Annotated in this window: 19 protein-coding genes and 1 pseudogene; 14 read left to right on the forward strand and 6 right to left on the reverse strand. The window is 37.1% G+C overall.

The features are described 5' to 3' along the window. Positions 1 to 62: 62 nt before the first annotated feature. Complete coding sequence (locus tag FCS21_RS07380; RefSeq protein WP_138621969.1) at positions 63 to 779, reverse strand: ubiquinone biosynthesis accessory factor UbiJ; 717 nt, start codon at positions 777 to 779, stop codon at positions 63 to 65. Positions 780 to 781: 2 nt separating this feature from the next. Further along, a complete protein-coding gene (gene ubiE / locus FCS21_RS07385) occupies positions 782 to 1597 on the reverse strand; it encodes a bifunctional demethylmenaquinone methyltransferase/2-methoxy-6-polyprenyl-1,4-benzoquinol methylase UbiE (protein ID WP_138621971.1) in 816 nt (271 codons plus the stop codon). Positions 1598 to 2121: 524 nt separating this feature from the next. Between ubiE and FCS21_RS07390 the strand changes: the two genes are divergently transcribed. The 3 genes from FCS21_RS07390 to FCS21_RS07400 all read left to right on the forward strand — a co-directional run bounded on the left by FCS21_RS07390 (position 2122) and on the right by FCS21_RS07400 (position 5380). Next, positions 2122 to 4101, forward strand: a complete 1980-nt coding sequence (locus FCS21_RS07390) for a methyl-accepting chemotaxis protein (protein WP_138621973.1) — start codon at positions 2122 to 2124, stop codon at positions 4099 to 4101. Positions 4102 to 4230: 129 nt separating this feature from the next. Continuing rightward, positions 4231 to 4617, forward strand: coding sequence for a DUF2750 domain-containing protein (locus tag FCS21_RS07395; RefSeq protein ID WP_138621975.1), 387 nt, complete (start codon positions 4231 to 4233; stop codon positions 4615 to 4617). 85 nt (positions 4618 to 4702) lie between these two features. Further along, a complete protein-coding gene (locus FCS21_RS07400; protein ID WP_138621977.1) occupies positions 4703 to 5380 on the forward strand; it encodes a flagellar brake domain-containing protein in 678 nt (225 codons plus the stop codon). A gap of 50 nt (positions 5381 to 5430) precedes the next feature. Here the strand turns inward: FCS21_RS07400 and FCS21_RS07405 are convergent, their stop codons facing one another. Next, positions 5431 to 6546, reverse strand: a complete 1116-nt coding sequence (locus FCS21_RS07405) for an HDOD domain-containing protein (RefSeq protein WP_138621979.1) — start codon at positions 6544 to 6546, stop codon at positions 5431 to 5433. A 139-nt stretch (positions 6547 to 6685) separates the two neighbouring features. Here FCS21_RS07405 and FCS21_RS07410 point away from each other — a divergent pair, with 139 nt between their 5' ends. Both FCS21_RS07410 and FCS21_RS07415 read left to right on the forward strand, forming a co-directional pair. Then, positions 6686 to 7432 carry an MBL fold metallo-hydrolase gene (locus FCS21_RS07410; RefSeq protein ID WP_138621981.1) on the forward strand — a complete coding sequence of 249 codons (747 nt, stop codon included), beginning with the start codon at positions 6686 to 6688 and terminating at the stop codon, positions 7430 to 7432. Between the two features lie 567 nt (positions 7433 to 7999). Then, positions 8000 to 9817 carry an ABC transporter ATP-binding protein/permease gene (locus tag FCS21_RS07415; protein WP_138621983.1) on the forward strand — a complete coding sequence of 606 codons (1818 nt, stop codon included), beginning with the start codon at positions 8000 to 8002 and terminating at the stop codon, positions 9815 to 9817. Positions 9818 to 9976: 159 nt separating this feature from the next. Here FCS21_RS07415 and yihA read toward each other — a convergent pair whose 3' ends face one another. Next, complete coding sequence (gene yihA, locus FCS21_RS07420) at positions 9977 to 10651, reverse strand: ribosome biogenesis GTP-binding protein YihA/YsxC (protein WP_138621985.1); 675 nt, start codon at positions 10649 to 10651, stop codon at positions 9977 to 9979. A 255-nt stretch (positions 10652 to 10906) separates the two neighbouring features. Between yihA and FCS21_RS17580 the strand changes: the two are divergent. The 8 genes and pseudogenes from FCS21_RS17580 to ccoG form a co-directional block, all read left to right on the forward strand. Beyond that, positions 10907 to 11188 (forward strand): annotated as a pseudogene (locus FCS21_RS17580) (c-type cytochrome); the annotation flags it as partial. Positions 11189 to 11284: 96 nt separating this feature from the next. Beyond that, positions 11285 to 11854 carry a c-type cytochrome gene (locus FCS21_RS17585; RefSeq protein ID WP_503328494.1) on the forward strand — a complete coding sequence of 190 codons (570 nt, stop codon included), beginning with the start codon at positions 11285 to 11287 and terminating at the stop codon, positions 11852 to 11854. 108 nt (positions 11855 to 11962) lie between these two features. Continuing rightward, positions 11963 to 12592, forward strand: a complete 630-nt coding sequence (locus tag FCS21_RS07430) for a paraquat-inducible protein A (RefSeq protein WP_171035658.1) — start codon at positions 11963 to 11965, stop codon at positions 12590 to 12592. 8 nt (positions 12593 to 12600) lie between these two features. After that, positions 12601 to 13218, forward strand: coding sequence for a paraquat-inducible protein A (locus FCS21_RS07435; protein ID WP_138621991.1), 618 nt, complete (start codon positions 12601 to 12603; stop codon positions 13216 to 13218). A 37-nt stretch (positions 13219 to 13255) separates the two neighbouring features. Continuing rightward, the gene (locus FCS21_RS07440; protein WP_138621993.1) at positions 13256 to 16390 is read left to right on the forward strand and encodes a PqiB family protein; all 3135 of its coding nucleotides are present in this window, start codon (positions 13256 to 13258) and stop codon (positions 16388 to 16390) included. Positions 16391 to 16594: 204 nt separating this feature from the next. Beyond that, entirely contained in the window at positions 16595 to 17572 is a 978-nt protein-coding gene (locus FCS21_RS07445; RefSeq protein ID WP_138621995.1) for a methylenetetrahydrofolate reductase, read from the forward strand. 203 nt (positions 17573 to 17775) lie between these two features. Continuing rightward, positions 17776 to 19197 (forward strand): sigma-54 interaction domain-containing protein, encoded by a 1422-nt coding sequence (locus FCS21_RS07450; protein WP_138621997.1) that lies wholly within the window; start codon positions 17776 to 17778, stop codon positions 19195 to 19197. Positions 19198 to 19366: 169 nt separating this feature from the next. Next, positions 19367 to 20761, forward strand: coding sequence for a cytochrome c oxidase accessory protein CcoG (ccoG, locus tag FCS21_RS07455; protein WP_138621999.1), 1395 nt, complete (start codon positions 19367 to 19369; stop codon positions 20759 to 20761). 166 nt (positions 20762 to 20927) lie between these two features. On the opposite strand, the gene FCS21_RS07460 is transcribed toward ccoG, so the two are convergent. Both FCS21_RS07460 and FCS21_RS07465 read right to left on the reverse strand, forming a co-directional pair. Further along, on the reverse strand, positions 20928 to 21695 hold the full coding sequence (locus FCS21_RS07460; protein ID WP_138622001.1) for a TSUP family transporter: 768 nt from the start codon (positions 21693 to 21695) through the stop codon (positions 20928 to 20930). Positions 21696 to 21911: 216 nt separating this feature from the next. Beyond that, positions 21912 to 23747, reverse strand: a complete 1836-nt coding sequence (locus FCS21_RS07465; RefSeq protein ID WP_246047090.1) for an SUMF1/EgtB/PvdO family nonheme iron enzyme — start codon at positions 23745 to 23747, stop codon at positions 21912 to 21914. Positions 23748 to 24170: 423 nt separating this feature from the next. Here FCS21_RS07465 and FCS21_RS07470 point away from each other — a divergent pair, with 423 nt between their 5' ends. Then, positions 24171 to 24860 carry a phosphoglycolate phosphatase gene (locus FCS21_RS07470; protein ID WP_138622005.1) on the forward strand — a complete coding sequence of 230 codons (690 nt, stop codon included), beginning with the start codon at positions 24171 to 24173 and terminating at the stop codon, positions 24858 to 24860. Positions 24861 to 24867 lie beyond the last annotated feature (7 nt).

The following is a 24867-nucleotide window of genomic DNA, read 5'->3' on the forward strand; positions in this document are numbered from 1 at the left end:
TTATTTCCTATGTTTTATTAAGGCTATTAATTGAAACGATTAACTGAGAATATGTATTCGTACTATTTATTAGTTATTTTTGCTAATTCGGCAATCAGCTTATCAATACGTGTTGATAAAGCATCTACCTGGCTGACAAGGTCTTTAGTGTTTTGATTAAAAGCATTTATTTGGCTACTGGTAACTACTAAGCGCTTTTCATGTACAACATATTCAGCCAAATCAGCTTCAAATTGTTTACCTGTCGCGACAATCGATTTTGTTACTTTATTACCAAAATGTAATAATTTATGTGCAGGAATATCACCCAAGTGTTTAGCTAACTCAGTTTTCCAGTCAATATCAAGTGACTGGGCAATAGTAGCAAACTGCTGCGCTATTTTGATATCACCAATAACATCAAGCTCGTCTTGTTTTATTAATTGTGTCAGTGATTGAGCGGCTTTTAATTTATTAAGCGTGTTAATGCTGGTATTAATAGTGCAGTCATTAAATTCACACTCAGATCTAACAATAACCACCGTTTTATTAGCGCTAGTATTGACAGTAAAACATAAAGTAAATGGTAATTCTGTCAACACCAGCATTAAGGTTTTTTGCTCGAGCGTAGTAAATGAAATGGCGTTATTGTTATTTAAAGCCAAGACTTTATTAATCATTAACTCTAACGTTGCTGTAGTAACTTGTGGCAACAATAAATCAGCACTTAGCTGAGCTCTCTTTTGAGTTGCTTTTTGAGTGTTTACTTTAGCTAATGCTAGGTTATTAATATTTTGCATGACTAAAACTTATAACCTTTGTGTAAAGCCACAACACCGCCAGTTAAGTTTTTAAAACTAGTTTGTTCAAAACCAGCATTTTCCATCATATCTTTCAATGTTTCTTGATCAGGGTGCATACGAATTGATTCCGCTAAGTATTGATAACTTTCACCATCTTTTGCTACTAGTTCACCCATTTTCGGTAAAATATTAAATGAATAAAAATCATAGGCTTTAGTTAATAGTTCATTCTCAGGCTTAGAGAACTCTAGCACCAGTAAGCGACCACCGGGCTTTAATACCGAGTAAATTGAGCGTAAGGCTTTATCTTTATCGGTAACATTACGTAGGCCAAAAGCGATAGTCACAATATCAAAGGTATTTTCTTCAAAAGGTAAATATTCAGCATTAGCTTGGACATAGTCTATATTTTGCACTAAGCCTTTATCACGTAACTTATCACGACCAACATTTAGCATTGAACTGTTAATGTCAGCTAAAACAACCTTACCATCTCGCCCAACCAGCTGAGAAAACTTAGCGGTTAAATCACCGGTACCACCAGCAAGATCTAATACTTTATTACCCGGACGTACGCCACTTGCATCAATAGTAAAACGTTTCCACAAGCGATGAATACCAAACGACATTAAATCATTCATTACATCGTATTGTTTAGCTACCGAGTGGAAAACACCAGCAACCATAGAGATTTTATCTTCTTTTTCGATGGTTTTATAACCAAAATGCGTAGTGCTATTAGTATCTCCATTGGTAGGTGTCTGTGGTGTTGCTGGTAAATCACTGGTTTGAGGACTTTGATCGGTAGATGACATGATATTTTCACTTCAAGCAATGTTAAAACTATAATTACCGTTAGTTTACTGTATGCATGCTAAATCACCAAATACCCTATCGTTTTTTATTGTGCTAACTCGGTATTAAGCCAACCTTAGTCGATAGTTTAGTCGGTATTTAACAAATCAGAATGTAATAAAAAAACGAGTATGAAATAAAATTACAAGAAAGTTTGCTTACATAGAGCATATACTCTATAATTATTTTCGTTCCCTTTTATGAACGCTTTTTGTAAAAATTGAATATTCTAGCTTTCCTGATAGCTACTCACCGATAGCCTTTGCTATCGGTTTTTTTTGTCTAAAACCCCTGCTGACCATAAAATTACTCACCTAATATTAATTAAGCTCACCCATTTAGTCACTGAATGAACATGATTCATACCACTGTGCTTTTAATAGTCTATGCTAGACTAATATGATGATTTTTTAGCGATAATAAACTCATCTATCTATATGACTCAACTATCAATTACCCTTGAAAAATGGAGCTTGGTATCATCATGAATTTTGCCGACTTGTCCTTTAGAAAAAAAATATTATTACTGCTTGCCTTACCTGTCATGGGTTTTTTATGGTTGAGTATTAATTCAATATTTCACAGCATTAAAACAACTCAAGAAATTTCAACTATCACTCGCCTCACTGAATTGTCAGTGGTTTACAGTGAACTAGTCCATGAATTACAAAAAGAACGTGGCGCAACTGCCGGTTTTATAGGCTCGAAAGGTAATAAATTTACTACCCAGTTATTAACTCAACGCAATAATACCGATGAAAAAATACAAAATAAAATTAGCTATCTAGCAGAGCAAAACTTTGTTTTAACTGAAATTAGCCAATTAAATACTAATATTACTGCAATGCTACAGAAGCTACCTAACATACGTAAACAAGTCGATAGGTTAGCAATACCAGCAAATGACGCTTTACGTTTTTATACAACCTTAAATGCACAATTGTTAAGTGTGGCAACGCTGAATGCTGATATCAGTACCGATGCAGCAATCACAAAAGAGACGATTGCCTATTATAATTTTTTACAAGGTAAGGAGCGAGCAGGTGTAGAACGAGCTGTACTTAGTAATACCTTTTCACAAGGTAGCTTTATTGAGGGCATGTTTATTAAGTTTATTTCATTAACAACGCAACAAAGTACTTATTTTGATAATTTTAATCAATTTACCTCTCCGCAAAACAAGACTTTTTTTACCAACACATTAAATCATTCATCCATCAAAGAAGTAGATAAACTAAGGGAGATAGCTGAAAATAATAGTGCTAACTTCTCGGTTGATGCTGAATATTGGTTTGAACAATCCACGCAAAGAATTGGTCAGTTAAAGAAAATTGAAGACAAATTAAGCCAATCTTTATTAGCGTTAGCACAAGCCAAACAAAGCGATGCTTCTAACTCCATGATTATTAATAGTTTAATCATGGGTGTATTAATCATAGTCTCGGCAATAATTAGCCATTTTACCATCAAAGAACTCATCGAAAGAGTAACTGACCTTACCACCGTAATGGCAAGGGTTAGAGATCATAATGATTTAACGGTGCAAGCGACGCTACAAGGTAAAAGTGAGCTTGGCGTAATAGCGACGACTTTAAACTTAACTCTACAAAAGTTCTCTGGAGCCATGCGTGAAATATCTAACTCTAGTATTACACTGGCTTCTGCCGCTGAAGAAACCTCACAAACCTGTCAACACAACTCACAATCTATGCTTGAGCAGCAAGGTGATATCAACTTAATCGCTACCGCAATTGAAGAGCTATCCGCAACGGTTAAAGAAGTTGCTGGCAATACGCAAAACACTGCGAGTGCCGCTAGAGAAGCAGACGAACAAGCGCAAGGTGGTTTAAACATTGTTAAGGCATCGTATAATTCTATTGAAACACTCGCTAGTGATATTGATGGCTTAGCACTACAAATTAATAGTTTGCACGATAGTTCTCAAAATATTACCAATGTAGTTGACGTGATTAAATCTGTTGCTGAACAAACCAACTTACTAGCACTTAATGCTGCTATTGAAGCTGCTCGTGCAGGAGAACAAGGTCGTGGTTTTGCCGTGGTTGCTGATGAAGTAAGAACCTTAGCGCAAAGAACGCAAGACTCAACCTCTGAGATAGAAAGCTTTATTACCTCATTGCAAAATGATGCCAATGCCGCCTTTAACGTCATCGAAAGTAGTCAGAAAAAAGCGCAAGATGCAGTAAACAGTTCAAAGAAAGTTGAAGACTTACTACAAGAAATATCGGCTTCAGTCAGTACAATTTTTGCAATGACAGAACAAATAGCGACCGCAATAGAAGAGCAAGCAGTGGTCACCCAAGATGTTGCACAAAACGTTGTTAATGTTGAGCAAAGGTCGGTAGAGTCGACAACGGATGCCGCTCAAATTGCTGATACCGCACAAGAACAAGCGCGCTTAGCAACAACATTACAAGACATTGCCAACAGTTTTAAAGTATAGCAGAGGAATAGACAAGCTATGCTGTGGCTTGTCTGACTTTTAATCCCTATAAGCAAAGCGTAATCATATTGTTTGCGCGCGCTTAACGCGGTAAAATATTTTTACTTTATAAAAACTTCTTAGGTAATTATGTCACTCAGCAGTGAACAACTTAACACAATAGAAAAATACGACGATGAACAGCGCTTAAGCTACTTATTACAACAAGTGGTGAGCAATCAAGAAATTTGGATATTAGCGGATGAGCATGGTTGTGTCATGCTTAACACTGAAGATGAAGATTGTGTTCCTGTGTGGCCAAACCAAGAGTTTGCCCAGCGCTGGGCTACCGATGAATGGCAACATTGCCAACCAGAAGCTATCTCATTAAACAAATGGTACAGCCGCTGGAGTACAGGGTTAGCCGATGATGAATTAGCATTAGTTACTTTTCCAAATCAAGACAATCAAGGTTTGGTACTCTTTCCTGAAGAATTTGAAACGGCATTACATCAACAAGAAAAAAAGCAAAAATAAATTACCTGCTAATCAAGCGTTGTGCATTTAAAGTACTTTGTTTATATTATCTTTCTGTAATAAATGGGCAGAAGTACAAAAAACAATGTCAGACATAAGTAATGAACAACGTATGCAACTCTTTGAACTTCAGCCTGGAAGAAGTTTAGATTTGCAAATTAATCACCCTGTACCGTTACGTCTAAAGCTGTCATTAATTGGTTATGAGCTAGGTAAATACATTATATTAAAATACCCCAAAGGCGCTAGTACTGCAGAATACAATGATGTATTAATTGAGGGGAATGTACTGATTGTTAGATATTTAATGGAAGGTAATAAAGGTGAATGCTTTGCTTTTCGATCGACTATTAAAACAATGACCCAATATCCTGAGAAACTACTCTTTATTGATTATCCTAAACAAATTGAAAGTCGCCAATTACGTTTACAACAAAGAACAAACATTCACCTGCCCGCAATCATCAGACTAGAAGATCAGACAGGGAATAAGTCTACGCAAATTAATGGCATTATTGGTGATATATCAGCGAAAGGTTGTGGCTTTACCTTTAAAACTAAAAGTACTAGTGCAAAAGTCAATAAACGTGATGTTTTTGTATGCTTGCAAAGCCCCATTGATGGTGAAGTAAAAATATCTGCTCGGGTATGCAATAGCCGCAATGATAATGGTACGGTTAGTGTGGGCATCCAATTTATTGATCAAGACAATGTGGTGCCCAAGTTACTCAGCTTACTTTTTATTGATAATCAATTAGATTAGTTTATTGTCCTGCTTAGTACACAAGTAATGAGTTTTTAATAAATAAAAACTTAAGAAATAATGGCAGTAGTGGTTACCCTATTTGCCAATAGCCGCTCAACATATTGTTTTGCTTCATCACTGTACAGTAATGTGGCTACAGTCTCCCTTACTTGCTCTTCATATTGCTCATTATGCTCAACCATCATCATTAACTCGCTGATAATATTACCTTCATAAACAAAACAAGCAATAGGCCACTTAGCAAAAGCGCTAGCTAACATAGTTGAATGAGTAAATTTAACTTGTAAGGCCAGTGCATCTAAAATTGATTGAGGAAATTGCCAATGCTTAGCAATATGATAAGTTAATGGTTTTGATTTTTGCTGCATTAATACTTTAAATGCGTAGGAATTAGGTTGACTATCAGGATGAACAAACGAAAAAGCTTCCATCAACAACTGATAAATAATCATATCCCCTAGGTTACAAATAAGACCAATAAGATAACCTTGAGCCGCTTCTCCTTTGTAAGAAGACCCTTGCATTAATGCTTTAGCATTAATGCCCGTTGCTAAACTATGTTGCCAAATTTTATTACCATACTGCTTAAAATAAATAGGTGAATGTGGCGCTAGTTTACTAACAAAACCATTAATCACTCCTTCCATCAGGCCATTACTACCTAATAACATGAACGCTGCTTTTAAGTCAGTGACTTCTTTATGGCTTCGGTTATAAAAAGATGAGTTAGCTAATTCAACCACTTTGGCGGCAATTGCTGGCTCTTGCTGAATCAAAGCCAGTAGCTCTTCGGTATTAAAGTTATTATTACTTAGCTGCTCAATAACCTTAGTAAGTGACGCTGGCAATACCGGCATCGCCTCTATGATGTTATTAGGTTTTCGTAACACTGCCTCAATTTTTTCGGTAATATAGAGTGATAATTCATCATGCTCTATAGTCGCTGGAGATTGTCCAAATAAAAAATCATAAAACGCTTGGCTATGCGTTTCTTCAGCACTGAGCAAACACAATGGCTTTAACGCCTTAGAACTTGGCGCCTTTTCAATCATTTTTTGCTGTGGTACTTCTTCTGTCTCACTGTCTTTCTCAAAATATAAATAATTGGGTTTTGCTTTACCTTTAATACTAGGAAAAAGGTGTTTCAAAATAGCTTTAAACATATCAATATTTATCCCGGTATATTTTTCTGCGTTAAAAATTGTTTAAAGGTAAAAATCATTAAAAATAGTGCAGTAGTAAGCGTTTTATTCTACTGTATAAAACGCTTAAATGATCACTAAACTGAACTGTCTTATTATAATGAAATTACATCATATAGAAGGTCATATACAAACAATTTTGTTAGCCGAGTACGCTGAAAAATTATTACTACTCGATGGTTGCTGTCGCTCTGATATTGTTATATTACAACATTTTATTAGCCAAAACCTACAAAGAAAACTCAGTGACTTAACCTTAGTTGTAGTAACCCATATGCATCCTGATCATGCCGGTGCTGCCAACAAGCTACGCCAATTAACCGGCTGTAAAATTGCCACCGCTAATGTTAGTGGTCAATGGTACTCAGGCATAGACGGCCGACTAATGCACCTTACCGATATATTATTAGCTAAGTGGGTAGCAAAGCGCATGAAAAAGCCCTTAGTTAATATTTGGTATTCAAGCCAACTCATTGCAGATTATAAATTGGACGATGGTGAGTGTTTACCTGGATTTTCAGACTGGGTTGCTTTATCAACTCAAGGACATACTGATAGAGATTTATCATTACACCATTTACCTAGTAATAAAATTTATGTCGCTGATTTAATGGTTAAAGTGAAAAATAGATATATTCCACCCTTCCCTATTTTTTATCCTAACCGTTATCGTGCTTCACTGCATAAAATAATCACATTACAACCACGTAGCCTTATTCTTGCGCACGGCGGTGAAGTAATATTAAGCGTTCATGATTACCAACATTTATTACAGCTTGCCCCTCAGATCCCAACAACACATTGGCGTACTATTAAATTAGCCTTTTGGAAGAAGCTGGGTAAATAAAGGCACTCCGCCAACACACTGGCGATAGCAATGACATGGTATTTATTTCTTGAACCATCTCATTATTAGTATAAAAAACCGACAAAAAAATAATCTAAATAAAAAAGAGTAACTGCTCTATAAATCACTTTACTTAGATAGAGTAGTTGCTCTATAATAGCATTGTTCTTAGCGAACACTGTTGTAATAATTTATTTATAGCTTCCCCATAGCTATTATGCCGATGTTATTTTTCACTACTTAGTAGTATGAGAATGTCATCGGTTTTTTTTTGCTCCTAAATTAATCAAATCAGCATCAAGCTATTCTAACACCACTAATACTCTACGTAACTCTGTTTAGCCTACACTTAAAATAGCACCTTACTGCATGTCACTTTACCAAGTTTGGTCTTTACTATGTTATTTCTTATATAAAAAACACTATTATATTATTAAAAAAGCATAGTATTTATATAATGTTTGCTAGTTCCATTCTAATGAACAACGTAAACTATCCATAATAATGTATCTGCTAGTTAAGTTTTTACTGGCAATAAACGCTTTTTTTAATCGGAATAAGGAGCTTATGTCAGAACAATCACCCACCAAGCCAATGAATAGAGCTAGTTCAAACCAAAATAAACCAAAGACAAAACAATTAAAAAAAGTAACCATATTGTTTGAGCTCGTGCAGTTTATTCGCCCTTATCAAGGGCATGTGCTAACCGCTTTTGCCGCCTTGATTTTTACTGCGGCGGTCATGTTGTCGGTTGGCCAAGGGGTGAGAATGCTCATTGACGAAGGCTTTGCCCAGCAATCCATTGCACAATTACAACAGGCGGTATTATTTATACTGGCTATTACCGTATTAATTGCTGGAGGTACATTCTCACGTTTTTATCTGGTGTCTTGGTTGGGTGAACGGGTAAGTGCTGATATTCGCTTAGCTGTTTTTAATCATGTGATAACCTTGCATCCGAGCTACTTTGAAACCAATGGTAGTGGCGACATTATGTCGCGGATCACCACAGATACAACACTGTTACAAAGTATTATTGGCTCTTCTTTTTCTATGGCTATTCGCAGTGCATTAATGCTAATTGGTGCGTTGGTAATGCTATTTGCGACCAATATTAAATTAACCCTTATTGTCTTAATTTCAGTGCCTTTTATTTTGGTACCCATATTATTTTATGGCCGTAAAGTGAGACAGTTATCACGTAAAAGCCAAGATTCAATGGCTGATGTTGGTAGCTATGCTGGTGAGGCCATTGAGCATATCACCACAGTACAAAGTTATACTCACGAAGAGCATGAAAAGCGCTCTTTCGCTAAAGAAGTTGAAAAGTCCTTTGTTATTGGCCGTCACCGTATAAAACAACGCGCTACTTTAATTGCTGGCGTTATTATTATTGTTTTTGGTGCAATTACGGGTATGTTATGGGTTGGTGGTACTGATGTTATTAACGGTAATATGAGCGGCGGTGATTTAGGCGCCTTTGTCTTTTATGCTATTTTAGTTGCCTCTTCATTAGCCACTATTTCTGAAGTGTTAGGCGAGTTACAGCGTGCTGCGGGTGCGACCGAAAGACTTATTGAAATATTACAAATACAAAGTAACATTCTTCCACCTGCTAACAATACTGTTACTGCTAACACGCTAAACGCAGAAGTTACTTTTGAAGCGGTCAGTTTTCATTACCCTTCAAGGCCCGATCAAGCCGCGACAAAAAACCTCAATTTAGTTGCCCAACAAGGCAAAGTGTTAGCCTTAGTAGGACCCTCTGGTGCTGGTAAAACAACATTATTTGAGTTACTACAACGTTTTTATGATCCCCAAGCAGGTCGTATTACTCTAGGTGGCACTGATATTCGTCAACTTGATCCAAAAGATTTACGTCAACAAATGGCGTTAGTACCACAGCAGCCGGCATTATTTAGTAGTGATGTGTTTCATAATATACGTTATGGCAAACCAGAAGCGAGTGATGAAGAAGTCATTTGTGCCGCTAAAAAAGCCCATGCTCATGAGTTTATAAGTCAACTACCTGAAGGTTATGATAGCTTTTTAGGTGAGCGTGGTGTACGTCTTTCGGGTGGTCAACGACAGCGCATAGCGATTGCCAGAGCCATATTAAAAGACCCACATATTTTGTTATTAGATGAAGCAACGAGTGCGCTTGATAGCGAAAGTGAGCATTATGTGCAGCAAGCATTAAAAGAATTAATGCGCGGTCGTACCACCATTATTATTGCACACCGGCTATCAACTATACAACACGCTGATCAAATAGCGGTATTAGATCAAGGTAGTATCACCGACATAGGTGATCATCAATCATTGTTACAACACTGTGAGCTGTACCAGCGTTTGGTGGAGCTACAGTTTAAAAAGCTGGCTTAGGCTTTAGCCAACACTCCCGAAAGGGCACAAAAAAAGGAGAAGAGCGTAACGCCTTCTCCTTTTTATTGCTTTACGTCCATGATGCTTTAACTCATCATTACGCTTTCATATTGCTTAACCGTTATAGAGGCATACTAGCAATCAACAATAGTAATAAGATTAATCTTGTTCAGTAAATTCTTCTGAATTATCAAGTTCATCTTCATCAGGTAAATCATACTCTGGTGCGTCTTGCTCAAGCCAAGCACAAATAATGGCATCCGCTTGTTCCGCGCCGGTGTATTTAAGTGATGAGAATGCTTGTACTGTAATATCGGCATTGAGTGGCGCTAACGCTTTTTTAACAGCCAATACTTCAGCGCTGCGTTTACCTTGTGATAATTTATCACACTTAGTTAATAGCGCTAAAATCGGTAAGTCGCTGTCTACCGCCCAGTGAATTAGGTCCATGTCTAAATCTTTTAACGGATGACGTATATCCATTAAAATAACGATACCCTTTAAACAACGACGTTTTTCTAAATATTCACCTAGTGCTTTTTGCCATTTTTTCTTCATTTCTAAAGGAACTTTGGCAAAACCATAACCAGGTAAATCAATAAGGCGACGATTCTCTGCGACTTCAAACACATTAATAAGCTGCGTTCGACCAGGCGTTTTACTAATACGAGCTAAACCTCGTTGATTAGTTAATGTATTTAAAGCGCTTGATTTACCTGCATTAGAGCGACCCGCGAAGGCGACTTCAATACCAGAATCTACCGGTAAACGGCGAATATCAGGTGCGCTAAGGGTAAAAGCGGCTTTGCTTAAATGTATCTTTGTAGAGGACAATGGCTTCACTCGTTGAAAATTTTCGCTATTATAACGCTTTTCTTTCGCTTTTATTATTAAATAAACACACAAAAGTGTGAAATTATCGCTTTTTTGATCGATTTTTCCTTCTGCACTATTACAAGGTGATCATATTCGTGTAAAATGACGCCACATCAATCATACTTTTTTATCATTTTTTAATTAACTGGCTATTATATTGTTTTTATATTAGACAAACAGCGAGCTAATTAATGACAAGCAGAGAGCAACTCAATGAAAAAAATTATCTTCTCGCTATTCGTAGCTTTAAGTTCAATAAGTGTTGTACAAGCGGCAGATGCCGACGCAGGCAAAGCAAAGTCAGGTACTTGTAGTGCCTGTCACGGTGTTAACGGTGTTAGTGCAAGTCCTATGTTTCCTAACCTTGCTGGTCAAAATGATGTTTATATCATCAAGCAATTAAAAGACTTCAAATCAGGTGCTCGTATCAATGCCACTATGGCACCAATGGCTGCTAACTTATCTGAAACAGACATGGCAGATTTAGCCGCTTATTTCTCTAGCTTACCAAGTGCTATTGAGCAAGCGGCAGCATCGAATAGTGCTGGCACAAGCTCAAGTGCTGTACCAGCAGCAGCTGGTAATGTAGACATTGTTACTTCTACTCCTGCAGCAGCACTTTATGCTGGTAATGTAGCAGCAGGTCAAACAAAAGCAGCTGCTTGTGCTGCATGTCACGGTGAAGATGGCAACAGCTTAATACCTATGTATCCTAGCCTTGCAGGCCAAAGCGCTAACTATATTGCTAAACAATTGGCTGATTTTAAATCAGGTAACCGCAATAACGGCATAATGGCTGGTATGGTTGCAGGATTAACACAAGAAGACATGAATGATTTAGCCGCTTACTTTGCAGTACAAAGTACTAAAGTAGGTACTGGCGAAACAAATGAAGTTGGTCATAAATTATACTTAGGTGGTGATTCAGCTAAAGGCATTACGGCTTGTGTAGCTTGTCACGGTGTAACAGGTAAAGGTATGAAGCAAGCTGCTTTTCCAAGCCTTACAGGCCAAAGCCAAGAGTACTTAACCACTCAACTTAACTCTTTCCGCGAAGGCAGCCGCGGTAATGATAACAACGGTATTATGCGTAATATCGCTATTAAATTATCAGATGCCGACATTAAAGCGGTGACTCAATACATCACGTCGTTAAAATAATAATGGCTTGGTTACTTAGTTAATAAGTTTTTAAAAGCAGCGTTTATCGCTGCTTTTTTTGTTGTACTTTTTAGTCGGTAAATGGGTAAGTGGGTAAATATTAACGACATGAACAATAAAATTAATACCTCATTATTTATCGCCTGCCAGCAATGCGATGCCCTCTATGACAAGCCCAAATTAAAACAAGGGCAGCTTGCCAAATGTAATCGCTGCGGTAGTACTTTAATAGAACGAAAAGTAGATCCTGTTAACCGTAGTTTTAACTGGTCACTCGCTGGATTAATACTAATGTTACCGGCTATTTTATTACCCATTATGGGCGTGACTTTAGCCGGCCAATTTCATCAAGCCTCCTTATTTGACTGTATTTTAGTACTTATTGACCGTGGCTTCTTTATGATTGCTTCTTTGGTTTTTCTATTCGCTATTGCCGTCCCTATTGTGCGTTTAGCCGGCGCACTTTATATTTCTTATAGTTTTAAATTCAACAAGCTGAACCCTTCATTGCTACAGTTTTTTCGCGCATACCATCACCTTGACCATTGGGCCATGCTTAACGTTTTTATGCTCGGCATTGTCGTTTCTATGTATAAATTAATTGATGATACTGAGCTTTCAGTTAACTTTGGTTTATTATCCTTTGTTTTTTGGTTAATTTGTTCCACTATGTCTGCAGCAGCACTTGACCAAGACTATATTTGGGATAAATTAGAAAAAGCGTTTACAAAAAAGTGAGTCGTTAGATGAAAACAGCGAAACAAGCTGGCTTAGCCCTATGTCCTAAATGCCATAAGCTGAATAATGTAACCTCAGAGCCAATACAATGTAGTCGCTGCAATGGTCTGTTCTATCAGCGTAATCACCATAGTTTGCAATATACCCTCGCTTGGTGTGTTGCTGCCTTGCTGGCTTTTATTCCAGCAAATCTATACCCGATAATGATTGTCTATCAATTAGGTATTGGTGAAGAAGCAACTATTTTGTCCGGTATTGGCGAATTTATTAATCATGGTCTCTACCCAATAGCCATTATTATTTTTACCGCCAGTATCATAGTACCTTTGCTAAAAATTATTGGTTTATTTGTTTTGGTTTATAAAGTACACACTGGCGTACGCTTAAAACCCAATAAACACAGTAAGTTTTACCACGTGCTTGAGCTATTAGGACCTTGGTCAATGCTTGATGTATTCGTTGTTGCCTTAATGGTAACCGTAGTAGAACTTGGTTTTGTTACCTCGGTAGCCGCAGGTCCAGCAATAAATTACTTTACCATTACCGTACTTTTTACTATGTTTGCTGCCAACAGTTTTGATCCTCGTTTGTTGTGGGACAAAAAAAGTGCCATACAAACACAGTAATAATGGCCAAACACCTTGTCATAAAGAAAGGATATAAATGACTAATAAAAAAGCGATTGCTGACTCCGAACACAATAAAGCAAACCATAACAACACAGTGGAGCATAACAAAGCTGAAATAGTGCCGCGGCAAGGTATTTCTATTATTTGGTTTGTGCCCTTTATTGCCTTGCTTTTTGGTTTGTGGCTCACCGTAAAAGTCGTATCTGAACAAGGCACGTTTATTACCATAGAGTTTGATAATGGCTCTGGCATTGTGCCCAATAAAACCGAAGTACGCTACAAAGGCTTAGTGACCGGTTTAGTAAAAAAGGTGGTACCATCAAAAGATTTACAACGCGTTATTGCGGAAGTAGAAATTTCTCAAGATTTTACTGATTATCTCACCACCAATACTCGTTTTTGGTTAGTCAGTGCTGATATTTCTCTGCAAGGAGTTTCTGGACTAGATACGCTTATTTCGGGTAGTTACATTACTATGGTGCCTGATACCGATAAAAAGACTAACAGTCAAAGCCACTTTATTGCCCTCACTGAAGCGCCAATCTTAGATATGTCGACGCCTGGCTTACATCTCACCTTATATAGCGATGTGTTAGGTTCTATTAGTGAAAATTCTCCCATCAGTTTCAAGCAAATACCTATTGGACATGTCACGGGCTATCACTATGTAGAAAGTAACAAGAAAATTGCTATTATCATTTATATCAAACCAGAATATGCTCACTTAGTGAAAGAAAATTCTCTCTTTTATAATAGTAGTGGTGTACAAGTGACTGCTTCACTATCTGCTGGGTTGAAGGTTAACACAGATTCACTGGCGTCTATGATGGCAGGCGGGATATCAGTTGATACGTTAAGCTATCAAACAGAGTTGCCACCAGCTAAAAATGGCCAAACCTTTCCCTTACACGCTGACTTTCAATCAGCTGAAATGGGTCACGAAATTGAACTAACGCTAGCGTGGAATTCAGGTATAGATCACAACGCCGCTATTTTATTTCAAGGCGTGACCATAGGCGCGATTGACTCATTTAGCAACATAGATCCCGAGAGTAGAAAAATAACCGCAACGGCAAAAGTTAACCCTCGCGTAATTCCCTATTTAACCGAACAATCACAGTTTTATATTGTTTCACCGCAAGTTAACTTAGCAGGTTTAAAAAATGCTAAAACCTTGTTGACCGGCAATTATATTAGTATCAGACCTTCATTAGAGGGCAAACCTAGTAACAAATTTAAGGTCTTTAACAACAAACCTCCTTATAAATACACTGAACCCGGTTTGCATTTAATGTTAACTAGTAACGATCGTAGCTCGCTACAGGTAGGTAATAATGTTTATTATAAGCAACAAGTTGTCGGGAACATACAAGCCATTGAAACAACCGCGCCAGAACGTCATTTAATTCATATTCATGTACAACCTGAGTTTAGTCACTATGTGAATCACAGTAGTCGTTTTTACAATAATTCAGGGCTCAATATATCAGCCAGTTTACTTGGCGTTGATATTCAAGCGCAGTCATTACAGACTATTTTAACCGGTGGCATAGCCTTTACTAATGATCTTCACAGCCATGAAGCACAGAAAAAATTAGTGAATAATGGCGATAGTTTTACTTTATATGCTAATAATAAAATTGCCGAACAAAAGGTGAAGTTCACCCTAAGTATTACCGCAAGCGAACCATTAAGTAGCAATACCCGTGTACTATATCGTGGCGTTGAAATTGGCGCTATTCATAGCATAACCACTCAAGGTGATTTACAACAATTACACCTAGGTTTATTACCTGAGTATCAACATATATTAACAGTAAATACTCAGTTTTATTTAGTTAAACCTAGCTTAAGTCTCTCTGGTGCTAGTGATACCCAGGCGTTATTTAAAGGGGCTTATATTACCTTTAACCAAGGCAAAGGCGAAACCAAAACGCATTTTAACTTATTTAGACAACCCCCTGAAAAACTTGCCAGCGCTGCAGGCTTGCAACTAACCCTAACGACTGACCATGCCAATGTGGCAACACCTGGTAGCGCTATTAGCTATCGTGGTATCACTATTGGTCAAGTCGACAATGTCCGTTTAGATAAAGCAGATGACAATATCAGCGTTAGCATTACTATTGATGAAGAACATCAAGATTTAGTTAAAAGTACTACTCGATTTTATAATGCCAGTGGCGTCAGCATTTCCGGTGGTTTAAGTGATTTTGTCGTGAAAACTGAGTCACTTGATGCTATTTTACGCGGTGGTATCAGTTTTTATAATCCAGATATGTCACTCACCTCATCGTCACAAAAAGGCGCTGCGCCAGTGAAAGAGTTATCAAATTTCACCTTATTTAAACATATTGAACATGCTCAAAATGCCGGGCAAACTATTAGTATTTATTTTAATGATGTTAGAGGCTTAAAAGTAAACACTAAAGTTGTCTATCAGGAAATTACCATAGGAAAAGTTGAGCGATTAATATTTAGCGAAGATAAAGTAGGGGTTACCGCTTTAGTACTGTTAAATGATTTAGGTAGTCAATTCGCACGACAAGGTACAAAATTTTGGAAAATAGAGCCGCAAATTGGCTTAGTTGGCTCTAAAAATGTTGCAGCGCTACTTGATGGTGTATTTATTGGCTTACTACCGTCACATAACATAAAAGCTAAAGCCAAAAGTGACTTTCAAGCACTGCAATTAGCCCCTACTGTTGAACAGCTGAGTTATGGTTTAAATATTAAATTAACCGCTGATCGCCTTGGTTCGGTGCGCGTCGGTAACCCTGTACTCTACCGGCAAATAAAGGTCGGTAAAGTGATTGGTGTCGACTTATCTCCTACCGCTGATCAAGTGAATATTTTTATTAATATTGCCAAACGTTACGCATCACTGGTTAATCAACAAAGTCAGTTTTGGAATACTAGTGGTGTAAATATTGAGGCTGGTATTTTCTCTGGTATTAATATTGATTCTGAATCAATAGAAACATTACTTGCTGGCGGCATTGCCTTTGCAACTCCAGAGATTAACGACAAGCAGAGTAAACAATCAACCACTGAGGTTGATAAACAAATGGTAAAACTGCCAACAAGTTTTACTCTTCATCAGAATGTCGATAAAGACTGGTTAAAGTGGCAACCTAAAATAACCATCAATAATGAAAGTATGTTGTAGAGCAATAAAACCTTATCTAGCTAATACGGTACGCCCTGTCCCGTATTCAACGACTAAGCCGCTGCTATCAATAGAGCTAACTAAACTTGTTATAACTTAGTGAATAAAGATTCAACGAAGAAGTGAGTCAATGGTTGACACTTTAGGCAAATTGAAAGATTATATAGCCATCTAAACGTCCGTTAAAAATAAAGAAGAGATATTTTGACTACACAATCAGAGTTACAAGCTAGGTACAATGATATTAATCGAGGTGTTTATTTTATTGGTACTACTCCCCCTAAGAGTGATACACCACTTGATAAAGTTGCTGACATTGCTGAAAAATTACTTGAGCGTGTTAGCGATATCGACTTTGACGGCCTGATTGTTTATGACATTCAAGATGAAGATTCTCGCATTAGTAAACCTAGACCTTTCCCATTTAAGTCAACTCATGATACCCGTCTGTATTCTTCTTTATTGAATAAAAAGTCAAGCCGACCAGTAATTACCTATAAAAGTGTTGTTCAATCTAATGGTGATGATTTTAATCAATGGGCCAACGAAGCTTGGGAAAAATATGGAGTAAAAGATGTGGTGCTAGTAGGTAGCCCATCTAAAAACAATGATATTTCATTACCCTTAGCTAGCGCCTATAAAACCTTAGTAGATAATCAGCATAATTTCTTTGTTGGTGGTGTCACTATAGCTGAGCGCCATGCTAGTAAAAAAGATGAACATGAGCGTTTAATTGCCAAACACCAACAAGGTTGTAGTTTCTTTATTTCACAAGCAATATACGATCCTCAAGCGACTATCGACTTACTAACTCGCTACGCTATTGAATGTAAAAAACAAGGCATAAAACCACAACGTTTAATATTAACCTTCTCTCCCTGTGGTAGTGAAAAAACCTTAGAGTTTATTGAATGGTTAGGTGTTAATGTACCTGAAGCAACGAGTTTGCGCATCCTTAATGCACCAAAACCTTTATATGAATCAATTCGCATTTGTGTCAATAGTTTACAACAGATTTTAGATGCAATACTGCCATATAATTTACCACTAGGTTTAAATATTGAAAGCTTAACCAATCGAAAAGAAGAAATAGATGGCTCTATTTTACTTTATAAATTACTACGTTCAGAAATGGATAACTTTTTAGCTAAAAAAGAATTATCCGCGTTAAATAAGTCATAAAAATTTAAAGGCTCATTGTAAGAGTGAGCCTTTAAACTTTCCTCAAGCGACAATCAATTTTTATTTCAAGAATAAGATTAACTGGTAGTGTACTAATATCGCTGCTTCCTATCCTTATAGTATCGATATCACCTGATATTTCTTTTTATACCTGATAAAATACAACCACGATATATCGTGTATTTAATTATAATAAGTATTTTATGACCATAGATATAAAAGAATTTTTAACTGACTCTCTATTACTAAATGCCGTAAGTGAAGGAGTCTATGGTTTTGATACAGATGGCAATGCTGTGTTTGTTAACCCTGCCTCAGAACAAATGACGGGCTGGAAATCAGCAGAACTATTGGGTAAAAACATCCATAAATACCATCACCATACCCATGCCAATGGCACCCCTTACCCTAGCGATGAATGTAACATCTATAACACCATGCGAGATGGTATAGAACGTAAAATAACCCACGAAATTTTTTGGCGAAAAGATGGTACTAGTTTCCCTGTAGAATATACTTCAACCCCCGTATATAAAAACGGTGAGTTAATTGGCGCAGTAGCAGTATTTCGTGATGTTAGCCAGCAAAGGTTGGCTGATAATAACCTGCGCGCCGCGTTGAAAAAAGTACAAGACCTCACTAAAAAACTACAAGCACAAAACAGCTATTTACAAGATGAAATTAATGAGAGTTTTCAAGACTCAGGCTTAGAGGGAAATAGCCAAAATTTTATCGCAATGTTACAACAAATAAAAATCGTCGCACAAACGGATAGTACTGTACTTATCCTTGGGGAAAATGGAACAGGTAAAGAACTTGTTGCACGTAACTTACATCAATTAAGTCAACGAAAAAATACACCGTTGGTTAAAGTTAACTGCGCTGCTTTTTCTGACAACTTACTTGAGTCCGAGCTTTTTGGTCATGAAAAGGGGGCTTTTACTGGGGCAAGTGAAAAACGACGAGGTCGCTTTGAACTCGCTGATAAAGGAACACTTTTCTTAGATGAAATAGGTGAATTATCACCTGACGCTCAAAGCAAATTACTCAGAGTATTACAAGAGCGAGAGTTTGAACGTGTTGGTGGTAATAAAACTATCAAGGTAGATATTCGTATTATTGCCGCAACAAACCAAGATTTATTCGCCATGGTTCAGCAAGGTAGATTTCGAATGGACTTATATTACCGATTAAATGTTTTTCCTATTTTTATGCCCACATTAAGAGAGCGAATCGAGGATATTCCTTTACTTTGTCATAGTATTCTAAGGCAATTAAATAAAAAACTTCATAAAAATATCAAGGGCATCAGTAAAAAAAGCTTAAGAAAACTGGCTGATTACCATTGGCCCGGTAATATTAGAGAGTTGCAAAACATTCTCGAGCGAGAAGTTATTTTATCTAACTCTCATACACTGCATATTCAACAAAAATTAGATAAATCGCACGCTGTGTCACCCACATTTGACAAACCATTAGCAGAGGTTGAAAAGACTTACATTATTGGCGTCTTAAAGGTGTGTTGCTGGAAAATTGGTGGTGAAAATGGTGCAGCCAAAGTTCTAGGCTTACCAGATAGTACTTTACGTTCACGTATGAAAAAACTACAAATACAGCGATCTTAATTTAGTTTACCTAAAAAGCCACGACATATCACAAAAGCCACGCTATGCCGTGGCTTATTAGCTTTATAAGAGACAAAATAATCTTTTAAAAACAATCGGTTAAATGATTTATTTCATGGCATATTTCTTGATATAGATATATTACTCAATTATGTCACGGTAGTAATAAATGAAATTTAATATCAAAGAAGAGCACCTCATCATTAAACCCCATAAATCTCAAACATCCGTTTATGTTAGAGAGCAAAAGGGTTTTTACCAAAAAATTCGCCGTTATTCTAACTGGTTACTGATGTTTGCCTTTATTATCATACCTTTTGTGCAATTTAATAATAAACAAGCCGTATTGCTTGACGTAGTAAAGCAAGAGTTTAGGATTTTCAATTTCACCTTCTGGCCACAAGATTTTATCCTACTCGCGGGAGTTTTCCTGGTCGCAGCCTTTGCCCTTTTTTTTATAACAACTTGGCTTGGACGGGTTTGGTGTGGTTATGTGTGTCCTCAAACCGTCTGGACACTCGCCTATGTTTGGGTAGAGCACAGAATAGAGGGAACCCGTAATAAACGGCTAGCTTTAGATAAAGCTCCTTGGACATTACGTAAAGTTTACAAAAAAACACTTAAGCATCTAATTTGGCTATTGATGTCATTGATTACTGCTACAACCTTTCTATCCTACTTTATCCCAATGAATGAGCTTTATAGCACTATGCTTACCTTTGATTGGAGTGGAGCAGTGACTTTTTGGGTATTATTTTTTGCCCTAGCCACATACGCTAACGCAGGATGGATGAGAGAACATGTCTGCATTCACTTATGTCCTTACTCTCGTTTTCAATCTGCTATGTTTGATAAAAATACGCTGCTGGTAGCTTATGATGCTGATCGTGGCGAGAATAGAGCTGCGCGTAAACAAAAAGATGATCGTTCCATGCTAAAAGATGAAAAGGGGTTAGGTGATTGTGTTGATTGCAATTTATGTGTTGAAGTTTGTCCCGCTGGTATAGATATTCGTAACGGTATTCAATATGAGTGTATTAACTGTGGTCTATGTATTGATGCTTGTGATCAAACCATGGAAAAATTTAACTATCCAAAAGGCTTAATTAGTTACACCAGTGAACAAAAAATCGCAGGTAAAAAAACAAAGCGTTTTAATGTAAAACTCATTTCTTATGGGATGCTGACGCTATTATTAATTATACTATTAGGGCTATGGATTAATAACAGAATACCGATTGAAGCCAATATAATTCGTGATAGAACAGCTCTATATCGCGTTGATTTTGAAGGCACTGTTGAGAACACCTATACATTTAAGCTCCTTAACAAAACTCAAGTGCCATTACATTTCAATATAGGGATTAAAAATTTAGCCATTACGGATATAAAGCTACCTAAAAATTTACTTATTGCTCCAGGCGTTATGCAAGAAGTACCTATTACTTTGGCAATAGATGGTAATTTATTGAAACAAAAAATTACTGCAATAAACTTTACTATTCAATCAGTTGAACAACCTGATATTTTAATTGAAAAGCGCACTATGTTCTTTAGTAATTAACCTTGAGCATAATACCAAACGGATTAATTAGCTGACCCGTTTTTCACTGTCTAGCGAACTTAATTCGATTGGTATTATGCAATCAGAACGATACTCTCACCTGTAATTTAACAACAGTTTTTCAATACGCGCAACTAGATTGCCTAAGGTAATTTGTAGAGCATTGTTAACTAACGGGCTGTAACATATACTTCACTAACATAGCGAAACACATAACAACGACTAAGTAACGCAGATAAGTTACCGGTATTTTAAATAAGCAATGTGAGCCTAACCAAGCACCTATAAATTGTCCTACCATCATGATCATACCTGCAAACCAAATAATGTGACCAGCAAAGATAAACACCACCAACGAGGCAATGTTACTTGAAAAGTTTAAGGTTTTGGCGATTGCAGTCGCTTCAAGAAACTTTTGACCACGTAAGGCTCGTCCAGCAAGAGTAAAAAAAGATCCCGTTGCTGGACCAAAAATACCGTCATAACATCCAATAATAGGGACAATAAAGCGTTGATAAGTGCTTGATGATATCTTCGCAGAGTTATTTTTTTCATCGATAGTCGGGGTAATAAGAAAGTAAATACCAATAGCGGTAATAACCACGGGAATAATCACTGACAACATAGCAGTATCAATAAATTGAATAATAATAGTGCCAACGGTCGAGCCAATAAAGCTTGCTAGCATTAAATGCTTAACCTGATACCAACGTACTCGCCTAGCACGTAACATCATCACGCTTGCGGTAGCAACGCCCATACTTGATTGTAATTTATTGGTTGCCAGCGCCGCTAACGGCGGGATACCACTCATCATTAATGCCGGTAGCGTTAACAAACCTCCCCCACCTGCTAAGGTATCAAGAAAGCCTGCAACAACAGCGATAGTAAATAAAAACAACGCGATTTCAATAGTTAGATTGGCGAATTCCAAAATACTTCCTCTACATGTGTGTGGTTTACGATGATAAAAAACTGCTATATCTTTGATAGGATATTCTGTGTAAGACCTTGGTGTATAAAGAAGTGCCCACGAAGAGTGACTAGACAACACACTATTGTCTTCGCTAGAACACGTCAATATCGAGTGAAATTTAGGCAACAAAAAAGGAGATACAATCTCCTTTTTTATTTAAGCATCAATTAATAATTAATTTTCACGTAATGCTCTAAAGCCTAGGTAGTTAGATCTAAAACCTGGAGAAAGCTCTAACCTAACTGAAGTGCGCGCTAGCCTTGGGGTAAAATTCCAAGCACCGCCACGAGCCACTACTTTATGACTATTGGTTAATTCCCAAACATTGCCAACCGTATCATATAAGCCAAGTTTGTTTGCTCTAAACGACTTTATCGGTGAAGTACTAAGGTTTGACCATTTACTACCGCAATAAGCGCAGTTTGCTTTGCCATTACCTATATCATTTCCCCACCAATAATTCGCTATACTTCCTGCTCTAGCAACATATTCCCATTCGATTTCATTGGGTAAACGATAGTTACGATGTGTTTTTTGCGATAACCATGAAAGATAAGCATTACTGTCTTCATCGCTCACACAAACAACAGGGTGATCGTCGCCTTGTTTAAAACCTGGATTACGCCAATTCAGTACGCTGTTATATTGTGGTTGACCTTGAACAAAAGCTGCGCAGCCATTATCAGTTTCTGCTTCAGTGACATAATTAGTTGCTTTAACAAACTGTTTAAAATCACCTACAGTGATTTGACTTTGACCAATAGCAAATGAATTCAGTATTTGTGCACTACGCGCAGGCTTTTCATTTCGTAAGCCCGCCCCTTTCATATCACCCATTTGAAACTTGCCCGCAGGAATACCAATCAACTCTGGCCCTAACTCGTCACCCGGTAAAATATCTTGAATAACTTCACCATTGGCAAAGTTAATTGATGCTTTGATCAATTCCGCTTTAATGGTGGAGTTTTTGTTTAAACGGATTTGCTCTTTGTGGTCTAAATAGCCTGCTTTGGTAATCACTACATCATGATTACCTGCAGATAACATCACTGAAAGTCTAGTAGAACCGTAGCTAACGCCATCAATAAATACTTCATCATCGTATTGATCCGAACGAACGGTTAATTCATAAAGTACTGATTCATCATTAGACAGAAATTCATTATTAGCATCGATATTAACGCTCTCTTCGCTAGCGGGTGTTTTTTTATAACTACAATAACGAGAAGAGAGGTCTAATAATTTACAGGCTTCAAAGTTAGGTAATGAACCTTCTAATTCAACACTAATGGTTGTACTGTAATTACCTTGGCCACTAAATTCACTACTCAATACTTTATGCTTAATTAATCTAACTTGCGCAGCTGAATTACTTTTGTGTGCGTTAATAAGGCTAGACTCTGTTGCTTTAGCAAATAAGTTATTAACAAATTCTTTCGAGGCTTTTTGTTTTGCTAACAGGTTACTGCGTACAATACATTGCTTTAATGTTTCTTGGGTATCACAAGCAACCATTTGGGTGGTTTTCAATTCACTTTTGGTTTCAAATTCATCACGTAAGCGCTTTACACGCGCAATAATAATTTCTTCAAGTAAGACTTCTCGTGCATTAGCTAAAGTAAATCGTTCTACATTAGCACGGGCAAGTTTTACTTTTAAGTCAGCTAGTAAGGCGACGCTATTTTTAATACCATCTTTATTATTTTTTTGCGCTAGAATGGCTTTACGATAAGCATTTTGTACCTCAACGATATCTTGCTCTGGGTTATCAACTAATGCTTCATATTGCTTGTTCATATTAACTAGCGCTTGATTACGCGCCGTTGTTAACTCATTGCCTTTACTACGTAGTAAATTTAATTTTTCTTCTTCATTAGCAACTTGGGTATTTAATATAGATAATGAGGCGATAAAATTTTCATATTCAGCTTCTTTACTGCTTAATTGAACTTCAAGGCTTTCAACTGAATGATTTTGACTTGGCTTCAACTCAAAAGCTTGAGAACCCATAGAGATACAACTAACTATAATTACGAGTAAAGCCAAGCGCATGTTTATTATTCCTGAATAATGTAATGTTTTATTCCTACAGACAATATCTTGTAAAAGGTATTTAAACAGATATTTTAAAAGATAAGACTGAAAGTAACTTAAAAATATTAATTGATATAGTTTTAGTACTCGCAATCATATTGGGTCGATGGCAAGATCGCAAGTATTAAAAATAGAAAATTATGATTTTTATAGGCTTGTAAACAAAGAAATAAAGTATTTTTTGTGTAGTGTACTACCGATAAATATACCATAAACAAGTGATGGATTAGCAATTAACAATCGATAAATAAGTGATATTAGCATGTTAGCTTACTAGCTATCCAATACTTAGGTGGTAAAATAAACACTAATTATACCCCTTACCCTGATGAGATAACTGTGACTCTGCCAGATAAAAATGTACTACTTTTCGACCTTGATGGCACGCTAGTTGATAGTGCTCCTGACTTAGCTTTAGCACTAAATAGAACGTTGGAAGATTTAAACAAACCGCTAGTTGATCAACACACCATACGTGGCTGGGTTGGTAATGGCGCCAAAGTCTTAGTTCAGCGTGGTTTGTCTGGTTCCGCCACCATTAATGAGCTATTAGATACCGCACTTGTTGAAGAGGCGTTGACTATTTTTCTAGCGCATTACCAGCAGTGTTTGTGTATTGAGTCGGCTTTATATAATGATGTAAAAGAAGGTTTATTTACCTTAAAACTCGCTGGCTATCGCCTTGCTATTATCACCAATAAACCCGCCATATTTATTCAACCTATTTTACAAGGTTTAGGCCTTGGTAATGTGTTTGAGTTACTCATTGGTGGCGATACTTTACCTCAAAGAAAGCCCGATCCTGCTCCGTTACACTATGCCTTAGCACAACTGAACGTGACAGCTGAGCAGTGCTTGATGATTGGTGATTCTAAAAACGATATTTTAGCCGCACAAGCCGCCAAAATAGACAGCGTTGGCTTAACCTACGGCTATAACTACGGTGAAGATATTAGCCTTTATCAACCACAATGGTGTTTTGACCATTTTAAAGCATTATTAACTTTACTGATAAAAAATGAAGAATAAGCTAACC

Origin of the sequence: Colwellia ponticola, assembly GCF_005885605.1 — a bacterium.
GTDB lineage: Bacteria > Pseudomonadota > Gammaproteobacteria > Enterobacterales > Alteromonadaceae > Colwellia > Colwellia ponticola.